Origin of the sequence: Sphingobium wenxiniae (assembly GCF_007830065.1) — a bacterium.
Lineage (GTDB): Bacteria > Pseudomonadota > Alphaproteobacteria > Sphingomonadales > Sphingomonadaceae > Sphingobium > Sphingobium wenxiniae.
In genome coordinates, this window is record NZ_VLKK01000019.1 from 13,941 (window position 1) to 31,173 (window position 17,233).

The following is a 17,233-nucleotide window of genomic DNA, read 5'->3' on the forward strand; positions in this document are numbered from 1 at the left end:
AGCCGATGTCGATCACTGCGGAGCGCAAGGAAGCGCTCATCAAGGAACATGCCCGCGCCGAAGGCGATACGGGTTCGCCCGAAGTCCAGGTCGCGATCCTCTCCGAGCGTATCGCCAACCTGACCGAGCACTTCAAGGGTCATCACAAGGATAACCACAGCCGTCGCGGCCTGCTGATGCTGGTCAACAAGCGCCGTTCGCTGCTGGATTACCTCAAGAAGAAGGATGAGGGCCGCTATACCGACCTCATCTCCAAGCTGGGCCTGCGCAAGTAAGCCTGCTATAGAAGGGACGGCCCCCCAGCGGGGCCGTTTCCGATTCCGGGGCCATTGCAATCCGGCAATGGTGCCGATCAAGGGGCCAGACGATGCTCCGAAACCGCCGCGGGCCGGCTTTGTCCGCATATGAGGCCCCGCCGGGCAATAGGGCCAGGCGGGCGAAGGAAATCACATGTTCGACGTAAAGAAAGTATCCATCGAGCTGGCGGGCAAGACCCTGACTCTCGAAACCGGCCGCATTGCGCGTCAGGCCGACGCCGCCGTGCTGGCGACCTATGGCGAGACCGTGGTGCTGTGCGCCGTGACCGCCGCCAAGTCGGTGAAGGACGGGCAGGACTTCTTCCCGCTCACCGTCCATTATCAGGAAAAATATTCGGCCGCCGGTCGCATACCGGGCGGCTTCTTCAAGCGTGAGCGCGGCGCGACGGAAAAGGAAACGCTGGTTTCCCGCCTGATCGACCGTCCGATCCGCCCGCTCTTCCCCGAAGGCTTCTACAACGAGATCAACGTCATCGCCCAGGTGCTGTCATTCGATGGCGATAGCGAGCCGGACATCGTGGCGATGATCGCCGCTTCGGCTGCGCTGACCCTGTCGGGCGTGCCCTTCATGGGTCCGATCGGCGCGGCGCGCGTCGGTTACAAGGATGGCGAATATCAGCTCAACCCGTCGCTGGACGAAGTGAAGTCCGGCGATCTCGATCTGGTCGTCGCCGCCACGCAGGATGCCGTGATGATGGTCGAATCCGAAGCCAAGGAGCTTTCGGAAGAGGTCATGCTCGGCGCCGTCCTGTTCGCCCATGAAGCGAGCAAGAAGGTTGTCGGCGCGATCATCGAGCTGGCCGAGAAGGCTGCCAAGGACCCGTGGGAAATGGCCGCGCAGGACGATCTGGGCGACCTCAAGGCGAAGCTCAAGAAGCTGATCGGCAAGGATATCGCCGCCGCCTACAAGCTGACCGACAAGTCGGCCCGCTCCAGCGCCCTGAACGAAGCGCGCGCCAAGGCGAAGGCGATGTTCGAGGCCGACGGTCTTGCGCCGCAGATGGTGATGGCCGGCATCAAGCTGACCAAGAAGCTGGAAGCCGAAATCGTTCGCACCGCCATTCTCAAGGACGGCCAGCGCATCGACGGCCGCACCACCACGCAGATCCGCCCGATCGAGGCGATGGTGGGCTTCCTGCCGCGCACCCATGGTTCGGCGCTGTTCACGCGCGGTGAAACGCAGGCGATCTGCACCACTACGCTGGGCACCAAGGACGCCGAGCAGATGATCGACGGCCTTGTCGGCGTTCATTATGAAAGCTTCATGCTGCACTATAACTTCCCGCCCTATTCGGTCGGCGAAGTGGGCCGCTTCGGCGCGCCGGGCCGCCGCGAAGTCGGCCATGGCAAGCTGGCATGGCGCGCCCTGCATCCCGTGCTGCCGAGCAAGGAAGAGTTCCCCTATACCATCCGCGTCCTGTCGGACATCACCGAGTCCAACGGCTCGTCGTCGATGGCGACGGTCTGCGGCGGTTCGCTCTCGATGATGGACGCGGGTGTTCCGCTCAAGCGTCCGGTGTCGGGCATCGCCATGGGTCTGATCCTGGAGGGCAAGGACTTCGCGGTCATCAGCGATATCCTGGGCGACGAGGATCATCTGGGCGACATGGACTTCAAGGTGGCCGGCACGGAAGCAGGCATCACCACGATGCAGATGGACATCAAGATCGCCGGCATCACGAAGGAGATCTTCGAAACCGCGCTGCATCAGGCCAAGGAAGGCCGCGCCCACATATTGGGTGAGATGAACAAGGCGCTGTCCTCGACCCGCACCGAGCTGTCGGCGCACGCTCCGCGCATCGAGACGATCCAGATCGACAAGTCGAAGATCCGCGACGTCATCGGCACCGGCGGCAAGGTCATCCGCGAGATCGTCGCGGAAACCGGTGCGAAGGTCGATATCGACGACGAAGGCATCATCAAGATCAGCTCGTCCGACATCGATCAGATCGAAGCCGCCAAGAAGTGGATTCTCGGCATCGTCGAGGAAGCGGAAGTCGGCAAGATCTACAACGGCAAGGTCGTCAACATCGTCGACTTCGGTGCGTTCGTGAACTTCATGGGCGGCAAGGACGGGCTCGTCCACGTCTCCGAAATGAAGAATGAGCGCGTGGAAAAGCCCACCGACGTCGTGTCGGAAGGCCAGGAAGTGAAGGTCAAGGTCCTGGAGATCGACCCGCGCGGCAAGGTTCGCCTGTCGATGCGCGTCGTCGACCAGGAAACTGGCGAGGAACTGGAGGACACGCGTCCTGCGCGCGAACCCCGCGAACCTCGTGGTGAACGCGGTGATCGCGGCGACAGGGGCCGCGGCCCGCGTCGTGATGGCGGTGGACGTGGCGGCGATCGCGGGCCGCGCCGTGACCGTGGTCCCCGTGACGACAAGGGCGGCGACGATGACGGCTCCAGCGCAGGCCTGCCCGACTTCCTGACGCAGGACTGATCGGCGCATCGAACCCGCCGCAACGGCAAAAGAAAGGCGTCCGGATTTTCCGGGCGCCTTTTTTGTCGCAATCAATCCTCGCGCGACGATGGCTTGCAGGCGTCATATGCCTCCCTTCACCGAAATGAGACGGAACTGATCTCGATCAATGAATCCTCGAAAAGTTATGTTAGTGTAACAAAGGGCTAGCCGAGGATTTTCATGCAGCGCAGGAACGAGCGATTCGTGGAACGACTGCCGCTTGTGCTTGAGCAGCGGTGGCAGGGCTATTTCTGGGCGACTTTATTTTGCCTTGCGGCGTTCGGCCTGCGCCGCGCCATGTCTCCCCTGCTGATCAATAGTGCGCCTTTCATCACCTTTTTCCCGACGGTGATCCTGTCCGCTTTCCTGTTCGGCGCGCGGTCGGGCATATGGGCGGCGATGCTGGGGCTTGCCCTGGGCGGCTATTTTTTCCTGCTTGGGCCATCGGGATTTGAGGTCACGCCCCGCGTCGCAGTGATCATATGCCTTTACATAGTGGTCATGGGGGTGACCATCGCCCTCATCCACTTCATGCAGCGGGTGAATTTCCGGCTGGCGGTGGAGCGCGAACGCAGCAGGGAACTGGCCGCGACCAAGGATCTTCTGTTTCGCGAATTGCAGCATCGCGTGTCGAACAACCTTCAGGTGGTCGCGGCCATGCTGTCCCTGCAGCGCCGTCATATCGATCATGACGCCGCGCGCCGGGCGCTGGATGACGCATCGGCCCGGCTGGCGCTGATCGGCAAGATCAGCCGCGCCATGTATCATCCATCCGGAGAGGGGCAGGATGTCGGCACGTTCCTCACGGCATTGTGCCGCGACATCGTGGAAGCCAGCGGGCGGCAGGATGTCGTCGTCAGGGTTTCGGCCCCCGGACAATTGCTGCTGGCGTCGCATGTCAGCGTTCCGCTGGCGCTGATCGTGGCCGAAGCCGTGAGCAATGCTATCGAACATGGCCTGCCCGACCGCGCGGGGACGGTTCTCGTTTCCCTCGATGCCTCCGAGGAAGGGTTCTCCTTGCGGGTCGTCGACGACGGCAAGGGTATAGCGCAAGGCACGGAGATCGGCGCGGCGAACAGCCTTGGTCTTCGTATCGCGGCGGCCCTGGCTTCCCAGCTTGGAGGACGTTTCCTGCTTGAACCGGGCCCCAATGGCGGAGCGGTGGCGCGGCTCGATCTTCCGCCGTCGGCGAACGGAACGCCCGACTGACCATTCTGCCGCTTGGCGGCGGCCATTCGCTCGGCTATGACCCGGCCCATGCTGACGAAAACCATGACGCGCCTTGGCGCTGCCGCCGCTCTGGTCCTGCTCGCGGGATGTGCGACATCGAAGAACAAGGCCGACACCCAATATGTCGCCCGCGACGTGTCCACGCTCTATAATGCAGGCAAATACCGGCTGGATCGCGGGCAATACAAGCTGGCGGCGGCGTTGTTCGACGAAGTGGAACGTCAGCATCCCTATTCGCCCTGGGCGCGCCGGGCGCAGCTCATGTCGGCCTTCAGCTATTACATGAATCGCAATTATAATGAATCGATCGGCGCGGCGCAGCGCTTCCTGTCGATTCATACGGGCAACAAGGATGCCCCTTACGCCTATTATCTGATCGCGCTGTGCTATTATGAGCAGATCGCCGACGTGACGCGCGACCAGAAGATCACCAGTCAGGCGCTGGATGCGCTGGGCGAATTGATCCGCCGCTATCCCGATACGCGCTATGCCTCCGACGCCCGGCTGAAGATCGACCTCGTCAACGACCATCTGGCCGGCAAGGAAATGGAGATCGGCCGTTTTTATCAGCGTCGCGGGCAATGGCTGGCCGCCACGCTGCGTTTCCGCACCGTGATCGACAAATTTCAGACCACGACTCATACGCCTGAAGCGCTGGAGCGTCTGGTCGAAAGCTATCTCTCCCTGGGCATTCCCGAGGAGGCGAAGAAAGCCGCCGCCGTGCTGGGCGCCAATTATCCGGGCACCAAATGGTATGACCGGTCCTACAAGCTGATCCGGGAATATGCGCCCAAGGCATAGGATCGTTTGTTCCCCTTTTGTGCATTGAAGGGTAGAAGCACGCCATGCTGACCGCCCTGTCCATCCGCAATGTCGTGCTGATCGAGGCGCTGGACCTGGAGTTCGGGCCGGGGCTGGGCGTGCTGACGGGGGAGACCGGGGCAGGCAAGTCGATCCTGCTCGATTCCCTGGGGCTGGCGCTGGGCGCGCGCGCCGACAGCGGACTGGTGCGGAACGGCGAATCGCAGGCGAGCGTGACCGCGACGTTCGATCCGCCCGCGCCGGGCCATAGGGCCTTTACCCTCCTCACCGGAAACATGATCGACCTGGAGCCGGGCGAACCGCTCATCATCCGGCGGACGCTCAAGGTCGATGGCGGCAGTCGCGCGTTTATCAATGACCAGCCCTGTTCCGCCGCGCTGTTGCGGGAACTGGGCGGGGCGTTGGTTGAAATCCATGGCCAGCATGACGACCGGGGCTTGCTGAACCCGCGGGGGCATCGGACGCTGCTGGATGCCTATGGGCGCTGCGACGTCGCTCAGGTCGCCGCGGCCTATGCGGCGTGGCGAACGGCCGCCGATGCGCTGGGCGATGCACGGGAAACGGTCCGGGATGCGGCCCGCGACCGCGACTATCTGACCCATGCGGTGGAGGAACTGACGCAATTCGCGCCGCAGCCGGGGGAAGAAGCCGCCTTGGCCGGGGAACGGGCGACGATGCAGAAGGGCGCGCGCCTGACCGACGATCTTGCCGTCGTGACGGGATGCCTGACGGGATCGGACGGCGGGCTGGCGCAGTTGCGGCAGGCGGCGCGGCGGCTGGACCGGATCGCGGCGGAATATGAGCCGCTGGCCGATGTGCTGGCGGCGCTCGACCGCGCGGTGATAGAAGCGGGGGAGGCGGAGGACCGGCTGAACGAAGCGGCCGATGCATTGAGCTTCGATCCGGCAAGGCTGGACGCGATCGAAACGCGATTGTTCGACCTGCGCGGCCTTGCCCGCAAGCATCAGGTGCAGCCCGATGAACTGGCCGCCTTGCGGGAGGAGATGGCCGCCAGACTGTCCGCTATCGAAGGGGGCGAGGAGCATCTCGCCGCGCTGGAAGCAGCCGTGGCGGTCAGGGCGGATGCCTATCGGCAGGCGGCGCAGGCGCTTTCGGCGGAGCGGCAGGCGGCGGCGCGGCGGCTCGACGGGGCCGTTGCGGCGGAACTGGCGCCGCTCAAACTGGATGCCGCGCGTTTCCGCACGGTCGTTGCGCCGCTGGACGAGGGGCAGTGGAGCGCGCAGGGCATGGACCGGGTCGAATTTGAAATCTCGACCAATCCCGGCGCGCCCTTCGCCCCGCTGGTGAAGATCGCATCGGGCGGCGAACTCTCGCGCTTCATCCTGGCGCTCAAAGTGGCGCTGGCGGAACGCGGCGGCGCCGATACGCTGATCTTCGACGAGATCGACCGGGGGGTGGGAGGCGCGGTGGCCTCCGCCATCGGCGACCGTTTGGCCCGGCTGGCGCAAAGCAGTCAGATTCTGGTCGTCACCCACAGCCCGCAAGTCGCGGCGCGTGGGACAGGGCATATGCTGATCGCCAAATCCAGCGACGGAACGGTCACGCGCACCGGCGTCCATGCGCTTGACGAGGGCGAGCGTCGGGAGGAGATCGCGCGCATGTTGTCCGGCGCGGAAATCACGGCGGAAGCGCGCGCGCAGGCGGAACGGCTATTGGAGGTTTGAGAGGGCGCTTCCCGCCTGGGAGGCGCAACGCTATGGAAGGCGCATGACCGATCCCGCCGCCATGACCGAAGCCGAAGCCGCCAACCGCCTGATGCGCCTTGCGAAGGAAATCGCGCGGCATAACCGGCTTTACCACGATCAGGATCAGCCGGAGATCACGGATGCCCAATATGACGCGCTGATGCGGGAGAACAATGCGCTGGAGGCGGCATTTCCCCAACTGGTGCGTTCGGATTCCCCCAACCGGCAGGTGGGGGCGGCGCCGACTTCCGCCCTGAAAAAGGTCCGGCACGCCATCCGCATGATGAGCCTCGACAACGGCTTTGCGGATGAGGACATCGCGGAGTTCCTTGCGCGGGTCCGGCGGTTTCTGGCGCTGCCGGGGGATGCTCCGGTCGCGCTGACGGCGGAACCGAAGATCGATGGCCTCTCCTGCTCGCTGCGCTATGAAAAGGGCGGACTGGTGCTGGCGGCTACGCGCGGCGACGGGACGACGGGCGAGGACGTGACCGCCAATGCCCGCACCATCGCCGATATCCCCGAGCGGCTGGCGGGGGCTGACGTCCCGGAGGTTTTCGAGGTCCGGGGCGAAGTCTATATGGCCAAGGCGGATTTCGTCGCCCTCAATGAACGCCTTCTGGCCGAGGCGGACGATCCGGCAAAGGCGCGGCAGTTCGCCAATCCGCGCAACGCCGCCGCCGGTTCCCTGCGGCAGAAGGACGCCCATGTCACCGCCAGCCGCCCGCTGCGCTTTCTGGCGCATGGATGGGGAGAATGTTCGGCGCTGCCCGGCGCGACGCAATGGGAGGTGATGCAGGCCATCGCCGCATGGGGCCTGCCCGTTTCCGATCTGCTGACCTGTGTGGACACGCTGGAAGCCATATTGGCCCATTATCGCCGGATCGAGGCGGAGCGCGCCGAACTGCCCTTCGACATCGACGGCGTCGTCTACAAGGTGGACCGGCTGGACTGGCAGCAACGGCTGGGCTTCGTCGCGAAAGCGCCGCGCTGGGCCATCGCGCATAAATTCCCGGCGGAACGGGCGCAGACCACTTTGGAAGCCATCGATATCCAGGTCGGCCGCACCGGCAAGCTGACCCCGGTGGGCCGCTTGACCCCCGTGACCGTCGGCGGGGTCGTGGTGTCCAATGTCACGCTCCACAATGCCGATGAGATCGCGCGGCTGGGCGTTCGTCCGGGCGACCGGGTCATCGTCCAGCGCGCGGGCGACGTGATCCCGCAGGTGGTGGACAATCTGACCCGCGAGGATGCGCGCCCGCCCTTCCTCTTTCCCGATCATTGCCCCGTCTGCGGCTCGGAAGCCGTGCGGGAGGAGGGAGAGGTGGACATACGCTGCACCGGCGGGCTGGTCTGCGCGGCGCAGCGTTTCGAGCGCCTTCGCCATTTCGTCAGCCGCGGGGCGCTCGATATCGAAGGACTGGGCGAGAAGACGATTCAGGAATTCCTCGACCTTGGCTGGATATCGGAGCCTGCGGATATCTTCCGCCTGCCGGCCCATCGCGCGGACCTGCTGGGACGGGAAGGGTGGAAGGAGAAGTCCGTCGACAACCTGTTCGCCGCGATCAAGGCGAAGCGGGAGCCGGATGCGGGGCGGCTGCTCTTCGGGCTGGGCATCCGCCATGTCGGCGCGGTGACGGCGCGCGATCTGCTCAAGCGCTATACGCGCCTTCCCGCGATCCGGACGCTGGCGCAGGAGATCATTGCGTTGCGCGAGAGCATGGCGCCTGTTGAGGGCGAGGAGGAGAGCCGTTTCCTCAACCGGCGGGACAAGGCCATCGCCGAACTGATCGGGGTGGAGAATGTCGGCGCGGCGGTCGGCCATGCGCTCGCGGACTTCTTCCACGAACCGCATAATGTGGAGGTCTGGAATGACCTGCTCCGTGAAGTGTCGCCGCCCGACTATGTAGTGGAAACGACCGCGAGCGTGGTGACGGGCAAGACGGTCGTTTTCACCGGCAAGCTGGAAACGATGAGCCGCGACGAGGCCAAGGCGCAGGCCGAAAGACTGGGCGCGAAAGCGGCGGGGTCGGTAAGCGCCAGGACCGACCTTGTCGTCGCCGGTCCCGGTGCGGGGTCGAAGCTCAAGCAGGCCGCCGCGCTCGGCATCGAAGTGATCGACGAGGCCGCATGGGCGGAGATCGTGAAGGCGGCGGGGCAGGGGTAGAGCGTTTCCTGAAACCCCGCCGTGCCTCTCAGGCCGTCTGTTCCAGCTTGTCCTGCGTCTTCGTGTCGAAGTCACCGGCGTCGTGGCGTTCGTGAAGCTGCTCCTCCAGCGGGCCGGAGGTCTTGTTGACGATGCGGCCGCGCTTCACCGCCGGGCGCGAGTCGATCTGCCTCGCCCAGCGGTTGACATGCTTGTAGCTCGCCCCATCCAGGAACTCCGCCGCCCCTTCATAGGTGCGATCGAGGACGACGCCGCCATACCAGGGCCAGATCGCCATGTCCGCGATCGTATATTCGTCGCCCGCCATATACTCGTTGTCGGCCAGATGGCGGTCGAGCACATCGAACTGCCGCTTCACCTCCATGGTGAAGCGATTGATCGGATATTCATATTTTTCCGGCGCATAGGCGAAGAAATGGCCAAAGCCGCCGCCCAGCAGGGGCGCGCTGCCCATCTGCCAGAACAGCCAGGACAGCGCCGCCGCGCGTCCGGCGGGGTCGGTGGGCAGGAAAGCGCCGAACTTCTCCGCCAGATAGAGCAGGATCGCGCCCGATTCGAACACGCGCTGTGGCGGCGAGACGCTGCGGTCCATCAGCGCGGGAATCTTGCTGTTGGGATTGACCGAGACGAAGCCGCTCGAAAACTGATCGCCATCCCCAATGCGGATCAGCCAGGCGTCATATTCCGCGCCGCTATGTCCCGCGGCCAGCAGTTCCTCCAGCATGATCGTCACCTTCTGCCCATTGGGCGTCGCGAGCGAGTAAAGCTGAAGCGGGTGCTTGCCGACCGGCAGATCCCTGTCGTGCGTGGGGCCTGCGATGGGCCGGTTGATAGTGGCGAAGGCGCCGCCATTCGCCTTGTCCCAGGTCCAGACGCGGGGCGGGGTATAGCTTTCGGTCATGTGGGGTGCTCCCTTGGATGGCAGTTACCCCCGCAGGTAGGAAGCGGCCCCCGACCCGGCAACCGCTCCTGCCGCAATGGCGGACTTATTTCTTGTCTGTCCGCGCGATAAGAACGCTCACCGGGGAATGATGCACAATGGCCGACGCGTTCGACCCGAGCAGCTTTGAGGAGAGGGACGGCTGATGCGAGCCGAGGACGATGAGGTCGGCCGACTGCGCTTGTGCATAGGAAACCGTCTCATCGCGCACCGGGCCGCGTTTGGTGATGAAATCGACGCGGCTTTCGTCGATGTTCAGGTCCGCGCACCATTGGCGCATGGCGGCCATGGCATCCCGCTGTTCGTGCAGGTCGAAATCCTCTGCGAGCAGTTCGGCGTAGCGGGACGGCAAATGGTAGCGGACATAGAGAAGATGGAGCCGCCCCTCATTCCCGGCGATGGCGGCGGCGCGCGCAAGAGCCGCGCGGCCATTGTCCGGATCATTGACGTCCACCGCGACGATGATGTTCGAAAAGCGCATTCTTCTTCTCCTTTGCCTTCCCGCTATTGTTCGCGTCCCGTGAGGAGATGAAAGCAGGGAACGGGCGCGACATGAAATAATGCCGGCGGGCAACGGCGTGGCGACGGCCGCAACAATCCCGCAACGCGATGGTGGCAGGAGGGGCTTGGAGAGAGACCTGACTGCCCTGCGGAGAAAAAATGACGCCCGCCTCTTGACCGGAAAAATCCTCCTTCCATATTCACGCCTGCTAGCACTCCCAAAAGAAGAGTGCTAACAAGTGAAGGTTCATTGGGAGAAGGGTCAAGACGCATCGTTCCGGGGATATCCTCCCCGTGCGTCTTTCCGGATCCCGTCAACGTCCGTAGAGGGAAAGGCACACAACATGGCATTTCGTCCGTTGCATGACCGCGTTCTCGTCCGCCGCGTAGAGGCGGAAGAGAAGACAGCCGGCGGCATCATCATCCCCGATTCCGCCAAGGAAAAGCCGCAGGAAGGTGAGATCGTCGCTGTGGGCACCGGCTCCAAGGCGGAAGACGGCAAGGTGACGCCGCTGGACGTCAAGGCCGGCGACCGCATCCTGTTCGGCAAATGGTCGGGCACCGAAGTCAAGGTCGACGGTGAAGACCTGCTCATCATGAAGGAATCGGACATTCTGGGCGTCGTCGCCTGAAATCGCTGATTTCCCCCGCACTCTAATTTGCAAGAAAGCAGAGGTTTTTACCCATGGCTGCAAAAGAAGTAAAATTCTCCCGCGACGCCCGTGAGCGCATCCTGCGCGGCGTCGACATCCTGGCCGACGCGGTCAAGGTGACGCTCGGTCCCAAGGGCCGCAACGTCGTCATCGACAAGAGCTTCGGCGCGCCCCGCATCACCAAGGACGGTGTTTCGGTCGCCAAGGAAATCGAACTGAAGGACAAGTTCGAGAATATGGGCGCCCAGATGGTCCGCGAAGTCGCTTCGAAGACCAATGACGTCGCCGGTGACGGCACCACCACCGCGACCGTCCTGGCCCAGGCGATCGTGCGCGAAGGCATGAAGTCGGTTGCCGCCGGCATGAACCCGATGGACCTGAAGCGCGGCATCGACCTCGCCGTCACGAAGGTCGTCGAAGACCTCAAGGCCCGTTCCAAGCCGGTTTCCGGCACCAAGGAAATCCAGCAGGTCGGCATCATCTCGGCCAATGGCGACACGGTCGTCGGCGAGAAGATCGGCGAAGCGATGGAGCGCGTCGGCAAGGAAGGCGTGATCACCGTCGAGGAAGCCAAGGGTCTCGAATTCGAGCTGGACGTCGTGGAAGGCATGCAGTTCGATCGCGGCTACCTGTCGCCCTACTTCGTCACCAACCCGGAAAAGATGCAGGTCGAACTCGCTGACCCCTACATCCTGATCCACGAGAAGAAGCTGTCGAACCTTCAGTCGATCCTGCCGATCCTCGAAGCGGTCGTGCAGTCGGGCCGTCCGCTGCTCATCATCGCGGAAGACATTGAAGGCGAAGCGCTGGCGACCCTGGTCGTCAACAAGCTGCGCGGCGGCCTGAAGGTCGCTGCGGTCAAGGCTCCGGGCTTCGGCGACCGCCGCAAGGCCATGCTGGAAGACATCGCCGTCCTGACCAAGGGCGAAGTTGTTTCCGAAGACCTCGGCATCAAGCTCGAAAACGTCACCCTGGGCATGCTCGGCACCGCCAAGCGCGTCACGATCGACAAGGACAACACCACCATCGTCGATGGCGCCGGTGATGCCGAAGCGATCAAGGGCCGCACCGAGCAGATCCGCGCTCAGATCGAGACGACCACGTCCGACTACGACCGCGAAAAGCTGCAGGAGCGTCTCGCCAAGCTGGCTGGCGGCGTGGCCGTCATCAAGGTCGGCGGCGCATCGGAAGTCGAGGTCAAGGAGCGCAAGGACCGCGTCGACGACGCGCTGCACGCGACCCGCGCGGCCGTTGAAGAAGGCATCGTCCCCGGTGGCGGCACGGCGCTTCTCTACGCGACCAAGGCCCTGAGCGGCCTCAAGGGCGCCAATGACGACCAGACCCGCGGTATCGACATCATCCGCAAGGCCATCGAAGCGCCGCTGCGCCAGATCGCCCAGAATGCGGGCGTCGACGGCGCCGTCGTCGCCGGCAACCTGCTGCGCGAAAATGACGAGACGAAGGGCTTCAACGCCGCGACCGACACCTATGAGAATCTGGTCGCCGCCGGCGTCATCGACCCGACCAAGGTCGTTCGCGCCGCGTTGCAGGACGCTGCTTCGGTCGCCGGTCTGCTCATCACCACGGAAGCGACCATCGCCGAACTGCCGGACGACAAGTCCGCGATGCCCGCCATGCCCGGCGGCATGGGCGGCATGGGCGGCATGGACTTCTAAAGCGATCGCCGGGGGCGGATATATATCCGCCCCCGGTCCGATCGTGGCAGTCGGAAGGCCGCGTTCAAGCGACAAGAGGCCGGTGGAGCAATCCGCCGGCCTTTTTCCTGTGGCGGCGCGCCAGTTCCGGGACATGCTATTTTCGCGAGGTTAACCAAAAAATAAACCAACGGCCCCATTGTGCGGACGGGGAACCGGAGACCCGCCGATTTGCGCGCTATAAGAACTTTTCTGACCAGCCGATCCGCCCGGCACATGGCGCAGGACGCGGAGGTACGCCGCAGCCTGGTGGAAACGCTCTATGCGTCACCCGCATCCCTGACCATTGGCGCCGTGACCGGGGCCGCCGTGGGCATCGTTATCAGCGGTCTCAGCCAGGATGCCACCACCGACGCCGTCGTCATCACGCTATGCATCGTAGCGGCGCTGCGCGTCATCACGGCGATCTTCTTTCACCGGCAGTTCGTGCGCGGCGCGGCGGTGGCTTCGCGCCTGTGGGAACTGGTTTATGAACTGGGGGCGTGGGCTTATGCCGGGCTTCTGGGACTCATGAGCTTTGCGACCCTTGTCGCATCGAGCAATTCGGTCATGCACATGCTCAGCGTGTCGATGGCGGCGGGCTATGCCGGGGGCATTTCAGGCCGCAATGCCGGGCGGGTCCACATCGCCATCGGGCAGGTCTGCCTTGCCCTGCTGCCGACCGCGACCGGCCTGTGGCTGGAGGGGTCAACCGGCTATCGTGTGCTCGCCGTCGCCATGGTGATGATGGTCCTGGGCCTGGCGGAGATCAGCTCCACGACGCACCGCATCGTTGTCCAGGCGCTGAAGGGCAAGCGGGATCAATCCGTCCTTGCCGAAAAATTCGAGCGCCTGGCCCGCTATGACAGTTTGACGGGTCTGGAAAACCGCATGGCGATGCAGATGCGGTTGCAGGACATATTCGACAACCGCATGAGTTCGCATGACGCGGTCGCGATCCTCTGGATGGATATCGACAGGTTCAAGGAAATCAACGACTCGCTGGGCCATATCGTCGGCGACCAGCTGCTTCGCGGCGTTGCCCGACGATTGATCGAAGTCGTCCAGGACCGGGGCCGGGTCGCGCGCTTCGGCGGGGACGAATTCGTCATCATCTGTCCTGATACGGACCGGCTGACCGCGCAAACCATAGCCCGCGAAATCCTCGAATATCTCGCGCATGGATTCGGGATCGGCGATCACCATCTCCAGGCGACCGCATCGATCGGCTATGCGGTGGCGCCGCAGGATGGCCGTCACATGGACGAGCTGATGCAGCATGCGGACATCGCCCTCTACGAAGCCAAGCGGGAAGGGCGCAACCGCGCGGCCAGTTTCAGCTGGCTGTTCAAGGAACGCTTCAATCGCATTCACGAGATCGAAACGGGGCTGCGCCGCGCCATCGAGGGGCAGGAACTGCGGCTGGTGTTCCAGCCCATCGTCGATCTGGAAAGGATGCACATCGACGCCTGCGAGGCGCTGCTGCGCTGGGAGCATCCCATCCTGGGCATGATACCGCCATCGGAGTTCATTCCGATTGCCGAGGGCATGGGAATGATCGAGGAAATCACGTCCTGGGTGTTGCGCAACGCCTGTCTGGCCGCCGCATCCTGGCCCAGCGACGCGCGGGTGGCGGTGAACATATCGCCCGCATCGCTCAAATCCGCCGAACTGCCGGGAAGCGTCATCGCCGCCTTGCTGGAATCGGGATTGCCCGCGCGCCGGCTGGAACTGGAGGTGACGGAATCCATCTTTCTGGACGATAGCGGTCAGGCCAATGCGATTCTGCTGGAATTGCAGCGCATCGGTTTACGGCTGGCGCTCGATGATTTCGGGACGGGTTATTCCTCCCTTTCCTATCTGCGCTCCTACCGTTTCGACACGCTGAAGGTGGACCAGAGCTTCATGGCGGGCGTGAGCGCCAACGCGGAGGATCGCGCCATCGTCAGGGCCATCGGCGCCCTGGCCCGCGATCTGGCGATGGATACGGTGGCCGAAGGCATAGAAACCGTGGACCAGCTTGAACATGCCCGTGACGCCGGCTTCACCAACGTCCAGGGCTATCTGTTCAGCAGGCCGGTGCCGTGCGATGTCGTCACCGCCCTGATCGCCCATGGCGCGTTGGCCCCGATCCAGGAGCCGCCGCCTCTCAACCATTCGCGTCGCCGCCTGGGCTGATAAGGCGGCGATTTCAACGCAGGCGGGTCTGGGCCGCTGCCAGCCTGCGCATCATCCGCAAGTCCCGATCCGAAAGCATCAACGCCGTGTCGGTCCAGGTGGTGACGATGTCGGTCAATTCTTCCAAAGTCATGGGATCGACGCGGCGTCCCGCGCGCGCGACCCCGACATAGCCCGCATGGCGTGGACTGTGATCGGCAATCCACTGACGGGTGGCTTCTTCACCCTCTCCCGTCTCGACGACCTGAGAGACGATGCCCATGTCGTACATCTCTTCGGCGCTGTAGACATGGCCTTCCATGATCATCCGCCGGGCCAGCACGGGACCCACGCGCCGGGACAGGATCGAATAGGCGCCCATGCCGGGGAACAGGCCGAACAGGATTTCGGGCAGGCCGAAGCGCGCCTGCCGCTCCGCTATGATGACATCGAAGCACATGAGCGCTTCCAGGCCGCCGCCCAGCGCGTCTCCCTGCGCAAGGCCGATGTTGATGATGTTCATGTCGTTGCTGTGCCAGATGCGGTCCACGATCTCGACGCAGGATATGCCATATTTCAGCAAGGCGTCGCGATTGCGGGTCTGGATGCATTCCGCGAACATCTCCAGATCGCCGCCGAGATTGAAAACCCCCGGAAAGCGCGATCCCAGCACCATGAACTTGAGGGATTCCGGATTGGCGCTGAACAACCGCTTGGTTTCGCTGAGCCAGGCCATCGTGTCGCGAATCAGGCTCTGATTCGAATTGGGCCGTTCATGCGGCGTCATGAAGGCCCACAGCGTCGCCAGCTCCGCGTCCCAGCGCACGTCGATCTGTCCCAGATCGAACAGCATGGATTGGCGGAAGTCCTCCGAAACCCTGTTTTCCGTAGCGGCGAGATACTCATTGTCGAGAGGAAGAGCGGTGACTTCCTCATGCGATGTCCGCATATCCACATGGGTCGGATTAAATCGACCTGAATCAATCATCTGCGCCCCCGAATTCCCATTTTCCATTAACAGAACAGGGTTGCAGGTTTGATGCAATGCTTGCAGGTCGTTAGAAAGGGATATTAACCAATTTTTTAGAAACTGTTGCCCGGAAGCCCCATATATGACCCCCAAGAACCCCGTTTCCGTTGCGTTTATGCAACGAGATGTTTTCGATTTCCCGACGCAATCCGCCTTTTATTAACCTTTACAGGCTAGATAGGCGTTCATGTATCGGCGCTCGTCCCATTCCAAAAGCGTGACCTTGATGCTTCACGACGCCGCGGGCGGGGCGTGGCACTTGCGATTGTCCGACGATTGCCTGCGCTTCATCGGCCGGTATCGGCGGGTGGAGGGCTTCCACGTCGACGCAATGATGCTGTTCGAAGGGCTGCGCAAGTCGGGCTGATCGCAGAGGACCGCCATGGCGCACTTGTGCGCGCCATCGTTCGATCCTAGACGGCGCACGTGACCCAGCCCCGTTTCTCCTTTTCTGTCTCGGCCACGGACGGCAAAGCCCGCACCGGCGTCATTTCCATGCGCCGGGGCGAAATCCGCACGCCGGCTTTCATGCCGGTCGGCACGGCCGCCACCGTCAAGGCCATGCGGCCGGCGGAGGTGCGCGCGGCCGGTGCCGATATCATATTGGGCAATACCTATCACCTGATGCTGCGTCCCGGCGCGGAACGCATGGCCCGGCTGGGCGGGTTGCACGGGTTCATGGGCTGGGACAGGCCCATCCTGACCGACAGCGGCGGCTATCAGGTGATGAGTCTGTCCGCGCTCACCAGGATGAGCGAGGAAGGCGTGGCCTTTTCCAGCCATATCGACGGATCGAAGCATATGCTCAGCCCGGAGCGCTCGATGGAAATCCAGCGCCTGCTCGATAGCGATATCGTCATGGCGTTCGACGAATGCACCAGAAACGGCTGCACCCATGACGAAGCGGCGCAGTCGATGGAAAGATCGATGCGCTGGGCGAAGCGTTCCCGCGATGCCTTCGACGCGGGCGGCGCCCATGCGGATCGCGCCGCGCTGTTCGGCATCCAGCAGGGATCGCTGGATGAAGGATTGCGGCGGGTTTCCGCCGACAGGCTGATCGACATCGGGTTCGATGGATATGCCGTCGGCGGTCTTGCGGTGGGGGAAGGGCAGGAAGCCATGTTCGGCTGCCTCGATTTCGCGCCGGACATGCTGCCGCCGGACCGGCCCCGCTATCTGATGGGCGTGGGCAAGCCGGACGACATCGTGGGCGCGGTGGAACGGGGCATCGACATGTTCGATTGCGTGCTGCCCACGCGCAGCGGCCGCAACGGCCAGGCCTTTACCTGGAACGGACCGCTCAATATCCGCAACGCCCGTTTCGCGGAAGATCGCGAGCCGCTCGATCCGCGCTGCGCCTGCCCGGTCTGTTCGACATGGAGCCGCGCTTATCTGCATCATCTCGTCAAGGCCGGCGAGATGCTGGGGGCGATGCTGATGACCCAGCATAACATCCATTTCTACCAGGATCTGATGCGGAATATCCGTGACAGCATCGCGCAGGGCCGTTTCGCCGTTTTCGCCGCCGGTTTCCGGAACGAATATAAACGCGCCTGAG

General features: G+C 63.6%; 14 protein-coding genes. 11 read left to right on the plus strand and 3 right to left on the minus strand.

Going from position 1 to position 17,233, the window contains the following annotated elements; genetic code table 11:
• Positions 1–5 precede the first annotated feature (5 nt).
• The 6 genes from rpsO (at position 6) to ligA (ending at position 8,700) form a co-directional block, all read left to right on the plus strand.
• A complete protein-coding gene (gene rpsO / locus IQ35_RS17090) occupies positions 6–275 on the plus strand; it encodes a 30S ribosomal protein S15 (RefSeq protein ID WP_021243745.1) in 270 nt (89 codons plus the stop codon).
• Positions 276–450: 175 nt separating this feature from the next.
• Positions 451–2,757, plus strand: a complete 2,307-nt coding sequence (gene pnp / locus IQ35_RS17095; protein WP_145075246.1) for a polyribonucleotide nucleotidyltransferase — start codon at positions 451–453, stop codon at positions 2,755–2,757.
• A 201-nt stretch (positions 2,758–2,958) separates the two neighbouring features.
• Positions 2,959–3,987: a sensor histidine kinase gene (locus tag IQ35_RS17100; RefSeq protein ID WP_145075249.1), complete on the plus strand. Its 1,029-nt coding sequence runs from the start codon at positions 2,959–2,961 to the stop codon at positions 3,985–3,987.
• Between the two features lie 48 nt (positions 3,988–4,035).
• On the plus strand, positions 4,036–4,809 hold the full coding sequence (locus IQ35_RS17105; RefSeq protein ID WP_031290593.1) for an outer membrane protein assembly factor BamD: 774 nt from the start codon (positions 4,036–4,038) through the stop codon (positions 4,807–4,809).
• 44 nt (positions 4,810–4,853) lie between these two features.
• Positions 4,854–6,515 carry a DNA repair protein RecN gene (recN, locus tag IQ35_RS17110; RefSeq protein ID WP_145075252.1) on the plus strand — a complete coding sequence of 554 codons (1,662 nt, stop codon included), beginning with the start codon at positions 4,854–4,856 and terminating at the stop codon, positions 6,513–6,515.
• A gap of 43 nt (positions 6,516–6,558) precedes the next feature.
• Positions 6,559–8,700, plus strand: a complete 2,142-nt coding sequence (gene ligA / locus IQ35_RS17115; RefSeq protein ID WP_145075255.1) for an NAD-dependent DNA ligase LigA — start codon at positions 6,559–6,561, stop codon at positions 8,698–8,700.
• Positions 8,701–8,728: 28 nt separating this feature from the next.
• Here ligA and yghU read toward each other — a convergent pair whose 3' ends face one another.
• Together yghU and IQ35_RS17125 are read right to left on the minus strand one after the other, a co-directional pair.
• The gene (yghU, locus tag IQ35_RS17120; RefSeq protein ID WP_021243751.1) at positions 8,729–9,601 is read right to left on the minus strand and encodes a glutathione-dependent disulfide-bond oxidoreductase; all 873 of its coding nucleotides are present in this window, start codon (positions 9,599–9,601) and stop codon (positions 8,729–8,731) included.
• A gap of 85 nt (positions 9,602–9,686) precedes the next feature.
• The gene (locus tag IQ35_RS17125) at positions 9,687–10,121 is read right to left on the minus strand and encodes a universal stress protein (protein ID WP_021243752.1); all 435 of its coding nucleotides are present in this window, start codon (positions 10,119–10,121) and stop codon (positions 9,687–9,689) included.
• Positions 10,122–10,485: 364 nt separating this feature from the next.
• Between IQ35_RS17125 and groES the strand changes: the two genes are divergently transcribed.
• The 3 genes from groES (at position 10,486) to IQ35_RS17140 (ending at position 14,666) form a co-directional block, all read left to right on the plus strand.
• Positions 10,486–10,773 carry a co-chaperone GroES gene (gene groES, locus IQ35_RS17130; RefSeq protein WP_021243753.1) on the plus strand — a complete coding sequence of 96 codons (288 nt, stop codon included), beginning with the start codon at positions 10,486–10,488 and terminating at the stop codon, positions 10,771–10,773.
• Between the two features lie 53 nt (positions 10,774–10,826).
• A complete protein-coding gene (groL, locus tag IQ35_RS17135) occupies positions 10,827–12,470 on the plus strand; it encodes a chaperonin GroEL (protein ID WP_021243754.1) in 1,644 nt (547 codons plus the stop codon).
• Positions 12,471–12,725: 255 nt separating this feature from the next.
• Positions 12,726–14,666: a putative bifunctional diguanylate cyclase/phosphodiesterase gene (locus IQ35_RS17140; protein ID WP_145075258.1), complete on the plus strand. Its 1,941-nt coding sequence runs from the start codon at positions 12,726–12,728 to the stop codon at positions 14,664–14,666.
• A gap of 13 nt (positions 14,667–14,679) precedes the next feature.
• On the opposite strand, the gene IQ35_RS17145 is transcribed toward IQ35_RS17140, so the two are convergent.
• Entirely contained in the window at positions 14,680–15,633 is a 954-nt protein-coding gene (locus IQ35_RS17145) for a crotonase/enoyl-CoA hydratase family protein (protein WP_031290595.1), read from the minus strand.
• Positions 15,634–15,901: 268 nt separating this feature from the next.
• Here IQ35_RS17145 and IQ35_RS17150 point away from each other — a divergent pair, with 268 nt between their 5' ends.
• Positions 15,902–16,042 (plus strand): hypothetical protein, encoded by a 141-nt coding sequence (locus IQ35_RS17150; protein ID WP_236614716.1) that lies wholly within the window; start codon positions 15,902–15,904, stop codon positions 16,040–16,042.
• A 59-nt stretch (positions 16,043–16,101) separates the two neighbouring features.
• A complete protein-coding gene (tgt, locus tag IQ35_RS17155; RefSeq protein ID WP_145075264.1) occupies positions 16,102–17,232 on the plus strand; it encodes a tRNA guanosine(34) transglycosylase Tgt in 1,131 nt (376 codons plus the stop codon).
• Position 17,233: the final 1 nt, after the last annotated feature.

Excerpts from the sequence above, each read along its gene's own strand:
- rpsO (WP_021243745.1), top strand. The coding sequence starts at position 6 with ATGTCGATCACTGCGGAGCGCAAGGAAGCGCTCATCAAGGAACATGCC.
- pnp (WP_145075246.1), top strand. The coding sequence starts at position 451 with ATGTTCGACGTAAAGAAAGTATCCATCGAGCTGGCGGGCAAGACCCTG.
- IQ35_RS17100 (WP_145075249.1), top strand. The coding sequence starts at position 2,959 with ATGCAGCGCAGGAACGAGCGATTCGTGGAACGACTGCCGCTTGTGCTT.
- IQ35_RS17105 (WP_031290593.1), top strand. The coding sequence starts at position 4,036 with ATGCTGACGAAAACCATGACGCGCCTTGGCGCTGCCGCCGCTCTGGTC.
- recN (WP_145075252.1), top strand. The coding sequence starts at position 4,854 with ATGCTGACCGCCCTGTCCATCCGCAATGTCGTGCTGATCGAGGCGCTG.
- ligA (WP_145075255.1), top strand. The coding sequence starts at position 6,559 with ATGACCGATCCCGCCGCCATGACCGAAGCCGAAGCCGCCAACCGCCTG.
- yghU (WP_021243751.1), bottom strand. The coding sequence starts at position 9,601 with ATGACCGAAAGCTATACCCCGCCCCGCGTCTGGACCTGGGACAAGGCG.
- IQ35_RS17125 (WP_021243752.1), bottom strand. The coding sequence starts at position 10,121 with ATGCGCTTTTCGAACATCATCGTCGCGGTGGACGTCAATGATCCGGAC.
- groES (WP_021243753.1), top strand. The coding sequence starts at position 10,486 with ATGGCATTTCGTCCGTTGCATGACCGCGTTCTCGTCCGCCGCGTAGAG.
- groL (WP_021243754.1), top strand. The coding sequence starts at position 10,827 with ATGGCTGCAAAAGAAGTAAAATTCTCCCGCGACGCCCGTGAGCGCATC.
- IQ35_RS17140 (WP_145075258.1), top strand. The coding sequence starts at position 12,726 with ATGGCGCAGGACGCGGAGGTACGCCGCAGCCTGGTGGAAACGCTCTAT.
- IQ35_RS17145 (WP_031290595.1), bottom strand. The coding sequence starts at position 15,633 with ATGATTGATTCAGGTCGATTTAATCCGACCCATGTGGATATGCGGACA.
- IQ35_RS17150 (WP_236614716.1), top strand. The coding sequence starts at position 15,902 with ATGCTTCACGACGCCGCGGGCGGGGCGTGGCACTTGCGATTGTCCGAC.